Source organism: Vibrio genomosp. F6 (genome assembly GCF_005146325.1).
Lineage (GTDB): Bacteria > Pseudomonadota > Gammaproteobacteria > Enterobacterales > Vibrionaceae > Vibrio > Vibrio cortegadensis.
On the sequence record NZ_SYUT01000018.1, the window covers coordinates 13,156 to 29,639 of the forward strand.

Consider the following 16,484-nt stretch of genomic DNA (forward strand, 5'->3'; position numbering starts at 1 on the left):
GGCTTTTTTGTACCTGTTGTGATGATCTTTTGTTCACTGTCTGGCAAGATATTGCCTATAAACGGCAATAATTACCTAAAGAGATCCGCTAAATTGCCGATAATCTTATCAAGCCTATATAAACGCAGAGCATTGCTTATGCGTGGATATGGAGTTTTACTGATACGAATAAAAGAGTGCAGGTATGAAGCTACGAATAGTAGCGGCTTCATTAATGTTGGCGCTGAGCTCTCCCTTGAGTCATGCAAATTTGGCTGAGGTTGGGGAGCCTGTCCCAATTTATACTGAAGCCGAACTGATCAAATTAATTGAAGACAATCGACATTTAGAGCGAGTAAAAGCTGATAACTGCCAGATCGTGGAAGATATCGTAGCTCGTGCAACTCGAATCAATCTACCATCATACGAGTTTTTGTATGGTGATATGCTGGCTTGGGGGGTGTGCGTTGAGCAAGATGTTGAACTTGGTCTGTATTATATGGAAAACGCTGCGCATCAAGGCTTACCCGCCGCGCTAGAGCAACTCGGCCGTTATTACTCTCGTGGTACATTAGTACAGCAAGATAAAGAACGTGCGATTCCATATTTACGTGAAGCGGCCTCTATGGGGAACTTGAATGCCCGTATTCATCTCGCAGAACTGTTGTTACGTGATTATGGTAGTCCACTCGATTATGAAGATGCTTATCGCTGGCTGTACAACTCAGCAACGGCAGATAAGCGACAACACAGCCGTATCTCGGTGTTGCGACAAGGTTTAGAGCTGAGAATGCCGCAAAATATCATCGCTAGAGCCAAGCGTCGCGATGTGTTCTGGTAGATAGCACTCTAAATTCAAGAATTATTGATAACTGCACTCAAATGAAACAGCCCTTATAGCGAATATAAGGGCTGTTTTGTTTTACTGATTCAAAAGTATCAGAATCTTATTGAACCGTCTCGCCTGACTCAATCACCGTCTTACGTACAATTTCAGTAAAGGCTAAAGCTTCTTCTCGGATCTTCGTTTCATCAACCGTTAGCATCTCTCTGTCTTTCATAATGACTTTACCAGCAACGATAGAGTGGCGAACATTCGCAGAATTTGCTGAGTAAACCAGAGCTGAATAAGGGTTATAGACTGGAACCATATTCGGTGCTTTGGTGTCGATAACAATAATATCGGCCAGTTTCCCTACTTCTAATGAGCCTATTTTATCTTCCATATGCAGAGCTTTAGCTGCGCCCATTGTTGCCATATCAATGACTTTGATTGGTGGCATTGCAGCACGATCTTTGTTTACGAGCTTATGTACTTTGGCGACTTGGTTAAACTCATCAATGGTACTTAATGTGTTGCCAGACATAGGGCCATCAGTACCTAGACCGATACGAACATCTTGGTCATACATTTTCAGCGCCGGTGATACCCCTTTTGCTGATTTGATGTTGGCACTCATGTTGTGCGCGACACCCATATCCGATTTTTTAACCAGTTCAATATCCGCATCATCGACTAAGATCATGTGAGCGCCGACTAAGTTCTTATTGAGTGCACCGATGCTGTCCATGTAAGCGACAGGTGACAGACCGTCTGAACGCTTGGCAATTTTCTCTTCTTCACGATGTGACTCTGCAAGGTGGATCATTACCGGTACGTCATGCTCAAGAGATAGTTTTGCTACTTTTTGTAGAATCTCAGTGGTATTGGTATAGGGTGCGTGTGGGGCAAATGCTGGGGTAATACGCGGATGATCTTTGTACTCTTCAATAAAGTTCAGCGCGTATTGGATGCCTTCTTCCGCATTAGCTGCATCGGCTACCGGAAATTTAATCACGGTTTCACCCAGTACGGCACGCATACCGATAGTATCAACGGTTTTTGCTACTTCATCTTCAAAGTAGTACATGTCAGCGTAAGTCGTTACACCACCTTTGACCATTTCAACATTGCCAAGATTTGCACCAATACGCACCATGTCACGAGAAACAAGCTTTGCTTCTAGAGGGAAAATGTAGCGGTGAAGGCGATCTGGCACGTCATCAGCAAGTGAGCGAAATACCGTCATAGAAACATGCGTATGGGTATTAATTAGACCTGGCATGACAATATCACCATCGACATCAAGTGTTTGCTTTGCTTGATATTCCTTCGCTAAAGTAGCATCACCAACAGCGATAATTTTGTTATCTTTTACAACAATTGTGCCATTGTCATAGACCGCTTTATCTTGATTCATGGTTAATACCATCGCGTCAGTGATCATAAGATCAGCTTTTTCGGTGGCAAAAGAAGAAGTTGAAAACAAGCCAAAGCTCGCGATAGCCGTTGCAAGAAGTGTTCGTTTCATTGTCATATCAATACCTTTGGAACAGGTGGGGAGAGTCGCGTTTGATGATAGGCTAATCTGGTATTTCTGCAATCGATTGCCTTGTCAATTTCATCAAGATGAGATCTTAAGCAAAGGATATGAAAGTATATTTAACAAAGTGAAATGTTATGTTTTTTCAAGGCTAATTCCTTCTATTATTAAAGCAAATCTGTAGCTTATCTCCTTAGTCAGATATACTAAGCCGTATACCTTCCTTGCTTAAGCAGGCCCGCCTATGTCAAAACAAACACCAGAAAAAAAGAATGCCGATCCCTTTGCAGATCGTGAATCTCAAAAATATGAAAACCCAGTTCCAAGTCGTGAATTTATTACTGACTTTTTAACCACAGCTAATGTACCAATGAATCGTAATGATCTATTTGAAGCATTAGGTCTGACAGGTGAAGAGCAGTACGAAGGGTTACGCCGCCGGTTACGCGCGATGGAGCGTGATGGTCAATTGATTTTCACTCGTCGCCAGTGTTATGCACTGCCTGAAAAGCTCGAATTGACGAAAGGTTATGTTATTGGGCACAAAGATGGTTTTGGCTGGGTTCGACCTGAAGGTAGCGTAGGAAAAGATAATGATATCTTGCTTCCACACCACCAAATGCGCCACATCATTCATGGCGATTTAGTGCTTATTCAGCCATCAGGAACGGATAAGCGAGGGCGTAAAGAAGGGCGCTTAGTTCGAGTTTTAGAAGAGAGAAAAACGCCACTTGTCGGACGTTTCTTTTTTGAATACGGGCACTCGTTTGTGGTTACCGATGATTCACGAATCAGCCAAGATATTCTGATCCCAAATGAGCATAAAGGCGGTGCTCGAATGGGGAACGTGGTGGTGATTGAGTTGACTGATCGTGGCACTCGTTCGCGAGGCATGATGGGTAAAGTGATTGAAGTTCTCGGTGAAAATATGGCTCCGGGTATGGAAACGCAAATTGCAATCCGTACTCATCAAATTCCGAACGTTTGGCCTGTGGAAGTTGAAAAGCAGGTTGAGAACTTAGGTGAAGAAGTTCCTGAAGAAGCGAAGAAAGGACGTGTTGACCTGCGTGAATTGCCATTAGTCACCATTGATGGTGAAGACGCGCGAGACTTTGATGATGCAGTCTATTGTGAAGCCAAAAAAGGCGGTGGTTGGCGCTTATGGGTGGCGATCGCGGATGTAAGTTATTATGTTCGTACTGATACCGCACTCGACAAAGAAGCGATCAACCGTGGTAACTCAGTCTATTTCCCATCTCAAGTCGTGCCGATGTTACCTGAGGTATTATCAAACGGATTGTGTTCACTCAATCCACAAGTAGACCGTTTATGTATGGTTTGCGAAATGACGATTTCTTCAACCGGTAAGCTTTCCGGCTACAAACATTACGAAGCGGTTATGAACTCTCACGCTCGCCTGACTTACAACAAAGTGGGTGCCATTCTCGATGGGGATGAAGAGCTGCGTGAACGTTATAAGCCTGAAGTGCCACATCTTGAAGAACTGCATAAGATGTACAAGATACTGAAGCAAACTCGTGATGAGCGAGGGGCTATTGAGTTTGAAACGGTTGAAACCAAATTCATCTTCAACGCAGAGCGTAAAATTGATCGTATTGAACCTGTGATTCGAAACGATGCGCATAAGCTTATTGAAGAGTGCATGATTTTAGCGAATATCGCCTCTGCGTCATTGGTTGAGAAAGCGAAAGAAGCGGCACTGTATCGTGTTCATGAATCTCCGGGTGAAGAGCGCCTGGTTGGCTTTAGAGACTTCCTTGGGGAGCTAGGCTTAAACTTGGGTGGTGGATTACAACCTTCTCCAACAGATTATGCACACCTAATGAAACAAATTGGTGAGCGTCAAGATAAAGAGTTGATTCAAACTATGCTGCTTCGCTCAATGAAGCAGGCGGTGTATAACGCTGATAACGCAGGGCACTTTGGTTTAGCTCTCAAACGTTACGCGCACTTTACTTCTCCAATTCGTCGCTACCCAGACTTGTTGTTACACCGTGCAATTAAGTACCTCATTGCCAAGCAAGAAGGAAGAAATACCGATCGCTGGACACCGACGGGTGGTTATCACTATTCATTTGACGATATGGATTTTTACGGTGAACAGTGCTCGATGACAGAGCGCCGAGCCGATGATGCAACACGTGAAGTGAACGATTGGCTAAAATGTGAATACATGCAAGATCATGTCGGTGATGAGCTTGATGGTGTTATTGCTAATGTAACCGGTTTTGGCTTCTTCGTTCGTTTGAGTGAACTGCATATTGATGGCTTGGTTCATATCTCTTCTCTTGCGAATGACTACTACCAATTTGATGCGGTAGGGCAGCGATTAATTGGTGAGAGCTTCGGTAATATCTATCGTCTTGGTGATGCCGTTAAAGTTAAAGTCAAAGCGGTAAATCTGGATGATCGTCAAATTGACTTTGAATTAGTAGAAACTAGTCGTAAGCTACGCGGTGAAGGCAAAACGGCGAAAAAACGCGCGGCAGAAGCTCAAAGAAAAGCGAAGAGTAAAAAACAAGGTGTTAAGAACCGTAAGCCAGGAGCTAAAGCCACTCCGCTTGTTGAACCAACTAAGCGACCTGATGGCCGGAATGAAGGTGAAAGTGCTGAAGGTGGACGTAAAAAAGGTTCTGGGCCTAAAGGGGAACAAAATGATAAACCCCGCAAGAAGAAATCTCGTACAGGCGCGAGTAAAGCTCGTGCCAAGAAAAAACATGAACAAAAGAAATAACGCTGACAAGGTAGACGATGAGTAACGAATTTATTTACGGCATTCACGCCGTGAAAGCGGTATTAGAGAAAGATCCTGCACGCTTCATTGAGGCCTATGTTTTAAAAGGCCGCCAAGATGAGCGTTTGATGCCTTTGCTAAACCAATTGCAGCAATATGGCATTTCAATTCAGCAAATGGGTCGCAAGCCTCTTGACGAGAAATCAAATGGCGCGAACCACCAAGGTATTATTGCGCGTGTTAAAGCCGCAAAACAGCTGAATGAAAATGACTTGGATGCGATTTTGGCAAGCAATGAACAGCCTTTATTGCTTGTGCTTGACGGTGTGACGGATCCTCATAATTTAGGTGCTTGTTTACGTAATGCTGATGCGGCGGGTGTCGCTGCTGTAATCGTACCAAAAGATCGATCTTCACCATTAACGGCGACCGTAAGTAAAGTTGCCTGTGGTGCTGCTGAAACGGTACCTCTTGTTCGTGTGACTAATTTGGCGCGTACGATGAGAGCGCTGCAAGAGCAGGGTGTATGGTTTGTAGGCACGGCTGGAGAAGCGACACATGACGTTTATCAAGCTAAATTAACAGGGCCACTTGCGATTGTTATGGGGGCAGAAGGCGATGGTATGCGCCGTCTAACTCGTGAAACATGTGATGATCTGATTAAGATCCCAATGGCAGGTAGTGTTTCTAGTTTGAATGTCTCTGTAGCGTCTGGTATTTGTTTGTTTGAAGCGGTAAGACAACGCTTGGCCCAATAATGAGTTAATGCGTATTTAAATATTTGAATTTATTAACGTTCATCATTATTGGTGGACGTTTTTTTTTCAGGCTAAAAAGAGAGAATATGTGGCTTTATCGGATGGCTAGATGGCAAAAGAAAAACTGTTTCATTATTAGCCAAATACCGCTTGCCAATATCCGGTTCTTTCTATAATATTTGCCGTCCTTAAAACTCGGTCATTTTTCTTTAGTTCCTTGCTTCCCCTGGACGACCGAGCCTTTCGTGGAAGCTAATAATCCGTAAGGAGCAACCAAATGCGTCATTATGAAATCGTATTCATGGTTCACCCTGATCAAAGCGAGCAAGTTGCTGGCATGATCGAACGTTACACTGGTTCAATCACTGAAGCTGGTGGTACTGTCCACCGTCTAGAAGACTGGGGCCGCCGTCAAATGGCTTACCCAATCAACAAACTTCACAAAGCTCACTACGTTCTTATGAACGTTGAAGCTGGTCAAGAAGTGATGGACGAGCTAGAAACTGCTTTCCGTTTTAACGATGCAGTTCTACGTAACATGATCATGCGCACTAAAGGCGCTGTGACTGAGCAATCTATTATGCTTAAGCAAAAAGAAGAGCGTGCAGAGCGTGCTCCTCGTCGTGAAGAGCGTACAGAAGCTAAGCCAGAAGCAAAGCCAGAAGCAGCAGCTGAGTAATTGATTGTATGACCAATCGAATGGAACTCAGCGGCTCTGTCGTTAAAGATCCTATTCGAAGCCTTAGCCCTGCGGGTGTTGCTCATTGCCGATTTTGGCTAGAACATCGCTCAACAGTGTTAGAAGCTAACCTACCGAGACAAGTTTTTTGTCGTATGCCGGTAGTCATTAGTGGGCAAAGGTCGCAAGCATTAACTCAAGAATTAGTTTTAGGTAGTAACATTAAGGTAAGTGGCTTCGTTGCTTATCAAACCGGCCGAAATGGCGTTGGTAAATTAGTGTTGCATGCCGATAACATTACTCAAATTTAAGATCAGGAGATAGCCCATGGCTCGTTTCTTCCGTCGTCGTAAATTCTGCCGTTTTACTGCAGAAGGCGTACAAGAGATTGACTACAAAGACGTAGCAACTCTAAAAAACTACATCACTGAAGCTGGTAAAATTGTACCTAGCCGTATCACTGGTACTAGCGCTAAATATCAGCGTCAACTAGCTCGCGCTATCAAGCGTTCTCGTTACGTTGCTCTTCTACCATACACTGACAAACATCAGTAAATTGGTATTAGTTTAAATTAGTTAAGAGGACTAAGATAATGCAAGTTATTCTACTTGATAAAATCGGTAACCTAGGCAACCTTGGCGACCAAGTAAACGTTAAATCTGGTTACGCTCGTAACTTCCTTATCCCACAGGGTAAAGTAGTTATGGCAACTAAAGCTAACGTTGAAATGTTTGAAACTCGCCGCGCTGAACTAGAAGCTAAAGTTGCTGAGCAACTAGCTGCTTGTCAAGCTCGTGCAGAAAGCGTTAACGCTCTAGAAGCAGTTGTTATTGAATCTAAAGCTGGTGACGAAGGTAAACTATTTGGCTCTATCGGTACTCGTGACATCGCAGACGCTGTAACAGCGGCTGGTGTTGCAATTGCTAAGAGCGAAGTACGTCTTCCTGAAGGCGCTCTACGTAACGTAGGTGAGTTCGAAGTAAGCATCCAACTTCATTCTGAAGTTTTTGCTACTGTGAAACTACAAGTAGTTGCTGCTGCTTAATTTCAGCATCAATCTATAATAAAAACACCAGCTTCGGCTGGTGTTTTTTTATGTCTAAAGAAAATAATTTGCTAGCGGTTGGGAGTGCTTAAAAGACAAATAGTAGGTTGACAGAAAAAATGCTGTCTGACTTATGCAATCCATTCGGCACCTTATCGTGGTATTGTCTAGAGTACGCCAGCTTTAACGCAATATCGTCAGTGATATTGTTAGTCGCACTGATCTCTGTATCCGTTCGAGTATTACTCCTCCCCGTAACCACGGTGATATCACCAGCAAGGTTGAGCGTTTTTAATGGCTGCCAAGCGGCATTGAGATTCCCACGAAAGATGCCTTCTTGGACGATGTCAGGAAATATAATGTCATCATCATCGATCTCATCTAAATTTGGCTCTTGGTAGCGGAAACCAGGACCAACTTCTAACTCTAATTTAAATAAATCGGTATTAGAAAACTGGAAACCAAATCCACTTGAGAGAGTGTAATCTTTAAAGTATGCCGTGTATTTTGAATCAACCCCTTTGAGGCTACCGTACAAGTATGTCTTTGGACTTAACTTATAGTCGCTTTGTAAGCTATAGGTGGATTGGCGCTTATCTTCCTCCCCATCTTTGTAGAGCATGTAATACTTCCATTCGCCATGGGTTCTATGCCTACCTTCGGTATATTCGCCACTTAATCGAGCATTAAGAGATTGTGAATCAGAATTACCTGTATGTGATTGATAGCCAAACTCGACTTCGCTACTAAGAGGGGATGGGATTTCAATGTCGGTAGTCGTGATCTCTTCAGCATGAACTACAGGGGATACGATTAGCCCTACACTGAGAAGGATAATTTTTGACACTGAATATCTCTATATTGATGGTCTGAATATGCGTATGGTAAAAGTATCCCATATGTACTAGGTCAGCAAAACGTAAATTTTCCATGAGATAAAAACAAAGTTAATCGAACTAGATTACAAATCATGGTTCTTCGCTATAATGGCGGTCATTATCAAGTTACTGAGCGTAGTCATGGTTGATACCAGAAATCGAAAACCCGTAGATACCCAAGTTGAGGCGATCAAAGTGCCTCCGCATTCATTGGAGGCTGAGCAATCTGTTATTGGTGGATTGTTACTGGACAATGAGCGTTGGGATACCGTGGCAGAAAAAGTCTTAAATAAAGATTTTTATAGTCGACCACACCGCCTGATTTTTGAAGCTGTAAAAGCCATTCTGGATGATAGTAAGCCACTCGATCTGATCACGCTTTCCGAATTCTTGGAGTTAAGAGAGCAACTCGATGATGTGGGTGGTTTTGCTTACCTTGCTGACTTGGTAAAAAACACCCCAAGTGCTGCCAATATCAATGCTTATGCCGATATAGTTGCAGAGCGGGCGTTAGTTCGTAACTTGATCGGTGTTGCGAATGAGATTGCGGATGCTGGTTATGATCCTCAAGGTCGCTCATCTGAAGATCTACTTGATTTGGCGGAGAGTAAAGTTTTTGCGATCGCTGAAGATCGAACCAGTGAAAATGAAGGCCCGCAGAATGTTGATAACATTCTAGAGAAAACGCTAGAAAGAATTGAGATTTTATACAAGACACCACAAGATGGTGTGACTGGTGTTAATACTGGTTTCAATGATTTGAATAAGAAAACCGCAGGCTTGCAAGGCTCTGATCTTATTATTGTCGCGGCTCGTCCATCGATGGGTAAAACGACTTTTGCGATGAATTTATGTGAAAATGCAGCGATGGACCAAGATAAACCTGTGCTCATTTTCTCTTTAGAGATGCCTGCTGAACAGCTAATGATGCGTATGCTTGCATCTCTTTCTCGTGTCGATCAAACCAAAATTCGTACCGGTCAACTTGATGATGAAGACTGGGCGAGGATCTCATCTACGATGGGTATTCTTATGCAGAAGAAGAATATGTACATCGATGATAGTTCAGGGTTAACACCTACGGAATTGCGTTCACGAGCACGTCGTATTGCGCGTGAATCTGGCGGTTTAAGCATGATCATGGTCGATTACTTGCAGTTGATGCGAGTCCCTGGCATGCAAGATAACCGTACATTAGAAATTTCAGAGATATCACGCTCTCTTAAAGCATTGGCAAAAGAGTTGAATGTGCCTGTTGTTGCGCTTTCTCAGCTTAACCGTTCCCTAGAGCAACGAGCGGATAAACGACCAATTAACTCCGATTTACGTGAATCTGGTGCCATCGAGCAAGATGCCGATTTGATTATGTTTATTTATCGTGATGAGGTTTACCATCCTGATAGTAATTATAAAGGCACTGCCGAGATTATATTAGGTAAACAGCGTAATGGCCCGATTGGTTCAGTGCGATTAACTTTCCAAGGACAATTCTCTCGCTTTGATAATTATGCGGGACCTGCCTTTGATTTCGATGACGAGTAAGAATACGTTATGAGCTATATGAAGGCCGCCACGGCCACCGTCGATTTAGGTGCACTGAAGCACAATTTAGAGTTAGTTAAGGCTCAAGCTCCTGATAGTAAGATCATGGCGGTGGTGAAAGCGAATGGATATGGGCATGGGTTACTGCGAGTGGCAAAACACGCTCAAGGGGCGGATGCTTTCGGTGTTGCTCGAATAGAAGAAGCCCTTCAATTAAGAGCGGGTGGCATTGTTAAGCCTATCTTATTGCTTGAAGGTTTTTACTCTTCTGGTGATCTTCCTATTTTAGTCACTAACAATATTCAGACGGTTGTGCATTGTGAAGAGCAGTTGGTGGCATTAGAAAATGCGGAGCTTGAAACACCAGTTGTCGTCTGGGTTAAAATTGATACTGGCATGCACCGATTAGGTGTTCGTCCTGAAGAGTATCAAGAGTTCATTGAACGTCTGCATGCGTGTAAAAATGTCGCTCAGCCTCTGCGTTATATGAGTCATTTTGGTTGTGCAGATGAATTGGATAAATCGGATACCGCAGAGCAAATTGAACTCTTTCTCTCGTTAACCAATGGCTGCGCTGGTGAGCGTTCCTTAGCGGCATCGGCAGGTTTGTTAGCGTGGGAGCAAAGCCAGTTAGAGTGGGTTCGTCCCGGCATTATTATGTATGGCGTTTCTCCTTTCTCTGATAAGACCGCTGAAGAGCTCAACTATCGACCTGTTATGACCTTGAAATCGCACCTTATTGCGGTTCGTGATGTTAAAGCGGGTGAAACCGTGGGTTATGGCGGGACTTGGCGTAGCAAACGCGATACCAAAGTTGGTGTAATTGCAATTGGCTACGGCGACGGTTATCCACGCACGGCACCAAACGGAACACCTGTAATGGTCAATGGAAGACGAGTCCCTATTGCTGGTCGAGTGTCTATGGATATGTTAACCGTTGATCTCGGGCCTGATGCAAAAGATCGCGTTGGTGATGAGGCTATTTTGTGGGGAAGCCAACTTCCTTCTGAAGAGGTCGCGAGCCACATAGGAACCATTGCCTATGAGTTAGTGACAAAACTCACCTCTCGGGTGGAGATGACTTACCTTAGCGATGATGCAGCCTGTAAATGGAAATCAAACAGTTAAGTTCGATTTTTTGATGATTAATGCGCCCTTTTAATTCATCTTATTCTCCTTGAATGGTGGCAATGATACGTCTCGTGCCACCATGATATCTATGCTCTCCTAATACAATCCCTTGCCATGTACCTAGAGCAAGTTTGCCATTACTTATTGGAATTGTAACACTACTACCAAGTAGTGAAGCTTTGATATGTGCTGGCATATCATCATCTCCCTCATAAGTATGCTGATAGTAAGCCGCTCGTTCAGGAACAAACTTGTTGAAGTGAGATTCCATATCTATTCTTACTGTCGGATCGGCATTTTCATTGAGTGTTAAGCTCGCAGAAGTATGTTGTATAAATAGGTGTAACAAACCAACGGAAAATTCGTTTATTTCTAGTAATTGTTGTTCAATTTCACCAGTGATCAGGTGGAAACCGCGTCTTTTAGGTGTGATTGAAATGTTTTTTTGTTGCCACATATTTCCCTCTTTAATCATTGGTTATGAATATCTACTTGGTAAATTTGTTCAATAACGCTAAGGTTAGCCTGCTTTGTCTGATTATAAACTTTCTATTCAACCTATAGAATCATACGGCATAATAGTTGTTAGGTTGGGTGAAAATAAAAACTAAGACGTTAACGTGACTTATCTCAAAGAGCGCGTAACGACACTAAGACATAATGCACTTTGAAAATAAATTACAAAATCTGACCGCGTTGCTCATTGTTTGTGAACGCGAGCAGGATTAATGCTTTGCTAAAATCGGGGATTCCAAAAGTGCGGTAATTGAACTTCAATTGCTGTGTTAGAGGAATAAAAAACCACTGTAACATCGGGATAGACACCATGTTGAAAAATATCAATCCAACGCAAACTCAAGCTTGGAAAGCTCTAACTGCGCACTTTGAATCAGCGCAAGATATGGACCTTAAGTCTTTATTTGCACAAGATAGCCAACGTTTCGAACAATTTTCTACAAACTTTGGTTCTGATATTCTAGTTGATTACTCGAAAAACTTAATTAACCAAGAAACTTTGAAGCACCTATTTGCCTTGGCAAATGAAACTGAACTTAAAGCGGCAATTGACGCGATGTTCAGTGGTGAAGCGATCAATAAAACTGAAGGTCGTTCAGTTCTGCACACCGCATTACGTAACCGCAGCGATAAGCCAGTAATGGTTAATGGCGAAGATGTTATGCCTGCTATTCATGCAGTGCTAGCTAAGATGGAGCTATTTACGCACCGTATCGTTTCGGGTGAATGGAAAGGTTATACGGGTAAAGCAATTACAGATGTTGTGAACATCGGTATTGGCGGTTCAGATCTTGGCCCTTACATGGTTTCTGAGGCTCTAGCGCCTTATAAAACACACTTGAACATGCACTTTGTTTCTAACGTTGACGGTACTCATATTGTTGAAACGTTGAAGAAAGTCGATCCAGAAACAACGTTATTCCTGATTGCATCAAAAACCTTTACCACTCAAGAAACAATGACGAATGCACACAGTGCTCGTGATTGGTTCTTGGCATCTGCGGGTGATCAAGCGCATGTAGCAAAACACTTTGCAGCCTTATCAACGAATGCAACATCAGTCGCTGAGTTTGGTATTGATACAGATAACATGTTTGAATTCTGGGATTGGGTAGGTGGCCGTTACTCTTTATGGTCAGCTATCGGATTGTCAATTTCACTGTCTGTTGGTTTCGATAACTTCATTGAGCTATTAGAAGGTGCTCATGAAATGGATAATCACTTTGTTGAAACCCCATTCGAAGATAACGTCCCTGTGCTACTGGCATTGATTGGTTTATGGTACAACAACTTCCATGGCGCTGAATCTGAATCAATTCTTCCATACGATCAATACTTACATCGTTTTGCTGCATATTTCCAACAAGGTAATATGGAATCTAATGGTAAGTCGGTTGATCGTAACGGTGATGTTGTTGAATACCAAACAGGTCCAATTATTTGGGGCGAACCTGGAACAAATGGTCAACATGCTTTCTACCAATTGATCCACCAAGGGACTAAATTGATCCCTTGTGACTTCATTGCTCCTGCATTAAGCCACAATCCTGCTGGTGATCATCATCAAAAACTGATGTCGAACTTCTTTGCTCAAACTGAAGCGCTTGCATTCGGTAAGACAAAAGAGACGGTTGAAGCTGAGTTTGCCGCTGCAGGTAAAACAGCAGAAGAGATGAAAGACTTAGTACCATTTAAAGTTTTTGAAGGTAACCGCCCAACTAACTCTATCTTGGTTAAGCAAATCACACCAAAAACACTAGGCAATCTAATTGCGATGTACGAACATAAAATCTTCGTACAAGGTGTTATTTGGAACATCTTTAGCTTCGACCAATGGGGTGTTGAACTTGGTAAGCAGCTAGCAAACCAAATTCTGCCTGAGCTAGAAAGTGAAGCTGCCGTAGATTCTCATGACAGTTCAACTAATGGTTTGATTAATGCGTTTAAAGCATTTAAAGCATAAGTAGATTGTTACTAAAAGGAGGTCAGTAGAGATACTGGCCTTTTTTATTGACTGTTGTTTGTTTATAACAGCCAACAAAAAAGGTTGATACAAAAGCATCAACCTTTTCTACACTTATCATTGGTTTCCGCTATTCGAAGCAGATTTCAATGAAAGCATTTCCCCATTGTGAGGTAAATGGCATGATGATGATTGCGCCTTCGCACTTATGACGAATAGTGTGGCCTTTTCCTGATACAACAACAGGTGTTGCCATATCAAAATCAAATCCACTTTCAGCAAGAATACGTTTTGCACCACCAGTAACCATATTGGTGATCTCACCAACCATATCAGTCACTTCTTCATTTAGGCCGTTGGGTCTTTCACCAAGCATATTCTGCATTATTTCTAATGCTAAACCTTCATCAAAAGTAATCGACATAGAACCGCGAGTTGTCGTACCGATCATACCAATAAGACCAGAAACATCACCTCTGGCTATTTCGTCCTTTTTTACTCTTGGTTTTTGCGGCTTCAATTCTAATGAAGCCATAGTTTTTAGGACATTCATCAATGAAGCTAAAAACGGATTTACAAATTCAGCGCGCATAACGTTCTTCTATTATCTTATTCTGTCATTCTGGAGGAACAAGGTTGGCAAACACCATGAGATTCAATGACATGATTAGTGAGTTGGAAACCGTGTTTCTCTGCATTTTTTGCCAATAAGGCGGTCATAGTATCATCTTGTAGTTCTTTTACCGTGCCACATTTATCACAAATTAATAATTGGGAGAAATGTTTGTGTGCATTGCATGAACAGCAAGAAATAAAACTATTGGTTGATTCAACTCTATGAATGAATCCTTGTTCCAATAAAAAATCTAAAGCTCGATAAACAGTTGGAGGTTTTGCTTGAGGTTCGCTTTGTTTTAGCTGTTCTAATAAATCATAAGCACTTGATGCTTTTTTATTAGAACAGATAAGTTCAAACACTCTTTTCCTCTGCGGAGTCAGTCGTACACCCCTAACTGTGCATATATCTTGTATTTGTTCTATTAATGTCAGGTCCAAAATTTTCACCATAACAATTGGACTTGCTTAATAATAAACTATTTTTCAACGAATATCGTTGAGAAACCAATAATTTTATTACCAGAGCCCGCAGTTTGTCTAATAAATAGCATGAAGATAATGCTATACACGGTATCTTATCTACGAGGAAAGCGATAGTGAAGAAGATATTCTAGAACTAGAAAGGCGTAACGATTACAATAGCCGACTTTGCTTTTTGCCGTGCTTAGCGACAAAGAATACTTCACTGTAAATTAGGATGTTTGACTCATGACTCATGCATGTAGGCTATCTGTCGCACCGATGCTCGATTGGATTGATTAAGCAGCCTTAGCAAGGGCTGAGCGAGTTTGAGGGGTACTATAGGAGTACCGCACTCCATAAATACTTCTACGCGTTACATTCTCTGTCCTGACCAAACCACTTCGCCAATAATCTGAAAATCTTCATTTTTAAGATCATCTTTGAGTAATTCCCAGTTTTCGTATGTAGGGTTATCGCTAACCACTTTGATTATTTTTGGCATGAACTGGAGTCTCTTAACCATCAACTGGCCATCGAAACGAAAAACGTAAACTCCATCTCCAGAAAACTCGTCAACTTTATGAACCATAACTAGTGCTTGGTTCTTTAACGTTGGAGCCATGCTGTCGCCTCTAACAGGCATTAAGAAAACTTCATTAGGGTTTACACCAATACTTTTGCTAATGAATTTCTCACTAAAGACAATTTCCGTCGATTCCTCATCCCTTTCTACAAGTGCGCCATGTCCTGCACTAACTTCCACATCGTAAAAATTTAGAGTCACATATCCTTTTGGTGTCCCAAAACCGTCTCGATCTTGTGCTATTTCTTCAGCTTTTAGAAAAATATTTTCAGGTATTTTTTCGCGTGATCGCCATGTCCGAACTGTCGATGGTGATACACCTAAAGCCTTTGATAAATCAGTGATTTTTGCTGTTTTTGTTAGCTGCTTAAGTTCTGTGATTTGTTCATCAATAGTTTTCAAAGGGCACCTCTATTAAAATAAAAGCGTTGCAATATCGTCTCATCGTTAATATTATTCAATCGCTTTAGGGACGATTAGGACGGTTTTGAATCGCTTAGAGTCTCATTTTGTTGCTTAGATAATAGATTAATAGGTGAGCTATGAATACAAACTTTGCGTTATTAGCCCGTTTCGGAAACCCTACGGTCGAGTTGAAACAAGTCAGCCAAGAGTTTTTTGGAATCACTTCACGAACAGCTGAGCAAAGAGCGAAAGCTTGTGATTTTCCTGTTCCTACTTTCAAGTTGCGCGATTCAGAACGCAGCCCATCGTTAATCAAGATAGAAGACCTAGCAGCCTACATCGATAAACGTCACTCGGAAGCCAAGCAAGATTGGCTTTCGGTCAACGGGTAGGTGATTGCTATGAAAGTATCTGATCCTATCCACTTACCTTGTCCAGATATGGCAGGCATGGAAAACCCAGACCCTAAAAAATTGCAGCGCTCTCAGTTGTTTCTTCAAAAGCTGCGCGAGAAACATGGAATCAAGAAGCCCGTCAAAAGAAAACCAAGACCGATGAATTACCAGTGCACTGAAAGTGCATGTGCAGGGTGGTGATATGAGTCGTAACGCGAAGTATGAAGCAGCTAAGAAAGAACAAGGGCTTAAAAAGATCACGTTATGGGTTCCAGAAGAGAGAGAAAGCGAGTTTCACATGTTGGCAAAAGCATGTTGTGAGTTTCGACATTTAACCTTTAACACACTGCGCGATACCAAGTCAGGCAAGTACGTTTCTTTAGAGCATTTATAACCCGTCACTGGTGACTG

General features: G+C 42.3%; 19 protein-coding genes. 13 read left to right on the forward strand and 6 right to left on the reverse strand.

What is annotated here, in order from left to right:
- Positions 1-184: 184 nt before the first annotated feature.
- Complete coding sequence (motX, locus tag FCV43_RS05475) at positions 185-820, forward strand: flagellar protein MotX (protein WP_017051384.1); 636 nt, start codon at positions 185-187, stop codon at positions 818-820.
- A 106-nt stretch (positions 821-926) separates the two neighbouring features.
- On the opposite strand, the gene FCV43_RS05480 is transcribed toward motX, so the two are convergent.
- Positions 927-2,336 carry an amidohydrolase gene (locus FCV43_RS05480; RefSeq protein WP_136994227.1) on the reverse strand — a complete coding sequence of 470 codons (1,410 nt, stop codon included), beginning with the start codon at positions 2,334-2,336 and terminating at the stop codon, positions 927-929.
- 250 nt (positions 2,337-2,586) lie between these two features.
- On the opposite strand from FCV43_RS05480, the gene rnr reads away from it, so the two are divergent.
- The 6 genes from rnr (at position 2,587) to rplI (ending at position 7,580) form a co-directional block, all read left to right on the forward strand.
- Positions 2,587-5,097 carry a ribonuclease R gene (gene rnr, locus FCV43_RS05485; protein ID WP_136994228.1) on the forward strand — a complete coding sequence of 837 codons (2,511 nt, stop codon included), beginning with the start codon at positions 2,587-2,589 and terminating at the stop codon, positions 5,095-5,097.
- A gap of 17 nt (positions 5,098-5,114) precedes the next feature.
- Positions 5,115-5,855: a 23S rRNA (guanosine(2251)-2'-O)-methyltransferase RlmB gene (gene rlmB, locus FCV43_RS05490; RefSeq protein ID WP_017051387.1), complete on the forward strand. Its 741-nt coding sequence runs from the start codon at positions 5,115-5,117 to the stop codon at positions 5,853-5,855.
- A 277-nt stretch (positions 5,856-6,132) separates the two neighbouring features.
- Complete coding sequence (rpsF, locus tag FCV43_RS05495) at positions 6,133-6,534, forward strand: 30S ribosomal protein S6 (RefSeq protein WP_017051388.1); 402 nt, start codon at positions 6,133-6,135, stop codon at positions 6,532-6,534.
- 8 nt (positions 6,535-6,542) lie between these two features.
- Entirely contained in the window at positions 6,543-6,845 is a 303-nt protein-coding gene (gene priB, locus FCV43_RS05500) for a primosomal replication protein N (RefSeq protein ID WP_029203233.1), read from the forward strand.
- A gap of 16 nt (positions 6,846-6,861) precedes the next feature.
- Complete coding sequence (gene rpsR / locus FCV43_RS05505; RefSeq protein WP_017051390.1) at positions 6,862-7,089, forward strand: 30S ribosomal protein S18; 228 nt, start codon at positions 6,862-6,864, stop codon at positions 7,087-7,089.
- A gap of 38 nt (positions 7,090-7,127) precedes the next feature.
- Positions 7,128-7,580, forward strand: coding sequence for a 50S ribosomal protein L9 (rplI, locus tag FCV43_RS05510; protein WP_017051391.1), 453 nt, complete (start codon positions 7,128-7,130; stop codon positions 7,578-7,580).
- An 88-nt stretch (positions 7,581-7,668) separates the two neighbouring features.
- On the opposite strand, the gene FCV43_RS05515 is transcribed toward rplI, so the two are convergent.
- Complete coding sequence (locus FCV43_RS05515) at positions 7,669-8,427, reverse strand: DUF481 domain-containing protein (RefSeq protein WP_017051392.1); 759 nt, start codon at positions 8,425-8,427, stop codon at positions 7,669-7,671.
- A gap of 172 nt (positions 8,428-8,599) precedes the next feature.
- On the opposite strand from FCV43_RS05515, the gene FCV43_RS05520 reads away from it, so the two are divergent.
- Both FCV43_RS05520 and alr read left to right on the forward strand, forming a co-directional pair.
- Positions 8,600-10,000 (forward strand): replicative DNA helicase, encoded by a 1,401-nt coding sequence (locus tag FCV43_RS05520; RefSeq protein WP_029203234.1) that lies wholly within the window; start codon positions 8,600-8,602, stop codon positions 9,998-10,000.
- 9 nt (positions 10,001-10,009) lie between these two features.
- Positions 10,010-11,128 carry an alanine racemase gene (alr, locus tag FCV43_RS05525; protein ID WP_136994229.1) on the forward strand — a complete coding sequence of 373 codons (1,119 nt, stop codon included), beginning with the start codon at positions 10,010-10,012 and terminating at the stop codon, positions 11,126-11,128.
- Positions 11,129-11,168: 40 nt separating this feature from the next.
- Here the strand turns inward: alr and FCV43_RS05530 are convergent, their stop codons facing one another.
- Positions 11,169-11,588, reverse strand: a complete 420-nt coding sequence (locus FCV43_RS05530) for a secondary thiamine-phosphate synthase enzyme YjbQ (RefSeq protein WP_136994230.1) — start codon at positions 11,586-11,588, stop codon at positions 11,169-11,171.
- 369 nt (positions 11,589-11,957) lie between these two features.
- Between FCV43_RS05530 and pgi the strand changes: the two genes are divergently transcribed.
- Positions 11,958-13,610: a glucose-6-phosphate isomerase gene (gene pgi / locus FCV43_RS05535; RefSeq protein ID WP_113796849.1), complete on the forward strand. Its 1,653-nt coding sequence runs from the start codon at positions 11,958-11,960 to the stop codon at positions 13,608-13,610.
- Between the two features lie 130 nt (positions 13,611-13,740).
- On the opposite strand, the gene FCV43_RS05540 is transcribed toward pgi, so the two are convergent.
- The 3 genes from FCV43_RS05540 to FCV43_RS05550 all read right to left on the reverse strand — a co-directional run bounded on the left by FCV43_RS05540 (position 13,741) and on the right by FCV43_RS05550 (position 15,675).
- Positions 13,741-14,202, reverse strand: a complete 462-nt coding sequence (locus tag FCV43_RS05540) for a chemotaxis protein CheX (RefSeq protein WP_017051398.1) — start codon at positions 14,200-14,202, stop codon at positions 13,741-13,743.
- A gap of 17 nt (positions 14,203-14,219) precedes the next feature.
- Positions 14,220-14,678 carry a zinc uptake transcriptional repressor Zur gene (gene zur, locus FCV43_RS05545; protein WP_029203235.1) on the reverse strand — a complete coding sequence of 153 codons (459 nt, stop codon included), beginning with the start codon at positions 14,676-14,678 and terminating at the stop codon, positions 14,220-14,222.
- A 385-nt stretch (positions 14,679-15,063) separates the two neighbouring features.
- Positions 15,064-15,675, reverse strand: coding sequence for a S24 family peptidase (locus FCV43_RS05550; protein ID WP_019825630.1), 612 nt, complete (start codon positions 15,673-15,675; stop codon positions 15,064-15,066).
- Positions 15,676-15,815: 140 nt separating this feature from the next.
- Here FCV43_RS05550 and FCV43_RS05555 point away from each other — a divergent pair, with 140 nt between their 5' ends.
- The 3 genes from FCV43_RS05555 to FCV43_RS05565 are packed head-to-tail and all read left to right on the forward strand — an operon-like array spanning position 15,816 to position 16,467.
- The gene (locus tag FCV43_RS05555) at positions 15,816-16,070 is read left to right on the forward strand and encodes a pyocin activator PrtN family protein (RefSeq protein ID WP_048662769.1); all 255 of its coding nucleotides are present in this window, start codon (positions 15,816-15,818) and stop codon (positions 16,068-16,070) included.
- 9 nt (positions 16,071-16,079) lie between these two features.
- Positions 16,080-16,274 carry a hypothetical protein gene (locus FCV43_RS05560; protein WP_136994231.1) on the forward strand — a complete coding sequence of 65 codons (195 nt, stop codon included), beginning with the start codon at positions 16,080-16,082 and terminating at the stop codon, positions 16,272-16,274.
- 1 nt (position 16,275) lies between these two features.
- Entirely contained in the window at positions 16,276-16,467 is a 192-nt protein-coding gene (locus FCV43_RS05565; protein ID WP_136994232.1) for a hypothetical protein, read from the forward strand.
- Positions 16,468-16,484 lie beyond the last annotated feature (17 nt).

Bases quoted from the DNA above. Each gene is read 5' to 3' on its own strand.
- rnr (WP_136994228.1), top strand. From the start codon at position 2,587: ATGTCAAAACAAACACCAGAAAAAAAGAATGCCGATCCCTTTGCAGAT.
- FCV43_RS05480 (WP_136994227.1), bottom strand. From the start codon at position 2,336: ATGACAATGAAACGAACACTTCTTGCAACGGCTATCGCGAGCTTTGGC.
- rpsR (WP_017051390.1), top strand. From the start codon at position 6,862: ATGGCTCGTTTCTTCCGTCGTCGTAAATTCTGCCGTTTTACTGCAGAA.
- FCV43_RS05520 (WP_029203234.1), top strand. From the start codon at position 8,600: ATGGTTGATACCAGAAATCGAAAACCCGTAGATACCCAAGTTGAGGCG.
- FCV43_RS05530 (WP_136994230.1), bottom strand. From the start codon at position 11,588: ATGTGGCAACAAAAAAACATTTCAATCACACCTAAAAGACGCGGTTTC.
- alr (WP_136994229.1), top strand. From the start codon at position 10,010: ATGAGCTATATGAAGGCCGCCACGGCCACCGTCGATTTAGGTGCACTG.
- priB (WP_029203233.1), top strand. From the start codon at position 6,543: ATGACCAATCGAATGGAACTCAGCGGCTCTGTCGTTAAAGATCCTATT.
- rplI (WP_017051391.1), top strand. From the start codon at position 7,128: ATGCAAGTTATTCTACTTGATAAAATCGGTAACCTAGGCAACCTTGGC.
- zur (WP_029203235.1), bottom strand. From the start codon at position 14,678: ATGGTGAAAATTTTGGACCTGACATTAATAGAACAAATACAAGATATA.
- FCV43_RS05565 (WP_136994232.1), top strand. From the start codon at position 16,276: ATGAGTCGTAACGCGAAGTATGAAGCAGCTAAGAAAGAACAAGGGCTT.
- FCV43_RS05560 (WP_136994231.1), top strand. From the start codon at position 16,080: ATGAAAGTATCTGATCCTATCCACTTACCTTGTCCAGATATGGCAGGC.
- rpsF (WP_017051388.1), top strand. From the start codon at position 6,133: ATGCGTCATTATGAAATCGTATTCATGGTTCACCCTGATCAAAGCGAG.
- pgi (WP_113796849.1), top strand. From the start codon at position 11,958: ATGTTGAAAAATATCAATCCAACGCAAACTCAAGCTTGGAAAGCTCTA.
- FCV43_RS05540 (WP_017051398.1), bottom strand. From the start codon at position 14,202: ATGCGCGCTGAATTTGTAAATCCGTTTTTAGCTTCATTGATGAATGTC.
- rlmB (WP_017051387.1), top strand. From the start codon at position 5,115: ATGAGTAACGAATTTATTTACGGCATTCACGCCGTGAAAGCGGTATTA.
- motX (WP_017051384.1), top strand. From the start codon at position 185: ATGAAGCTACGAATAGTAGCGGCTTCATTAATGTTGGCGCTGAGCTCT.
- FCV43_RS05555 (WP_048662769.1), top strand. From the start codon at position 15,816: ATGAATACAAACTTTGCGTTATTAGCCCGTTTCGGAAACCCTACGGTC.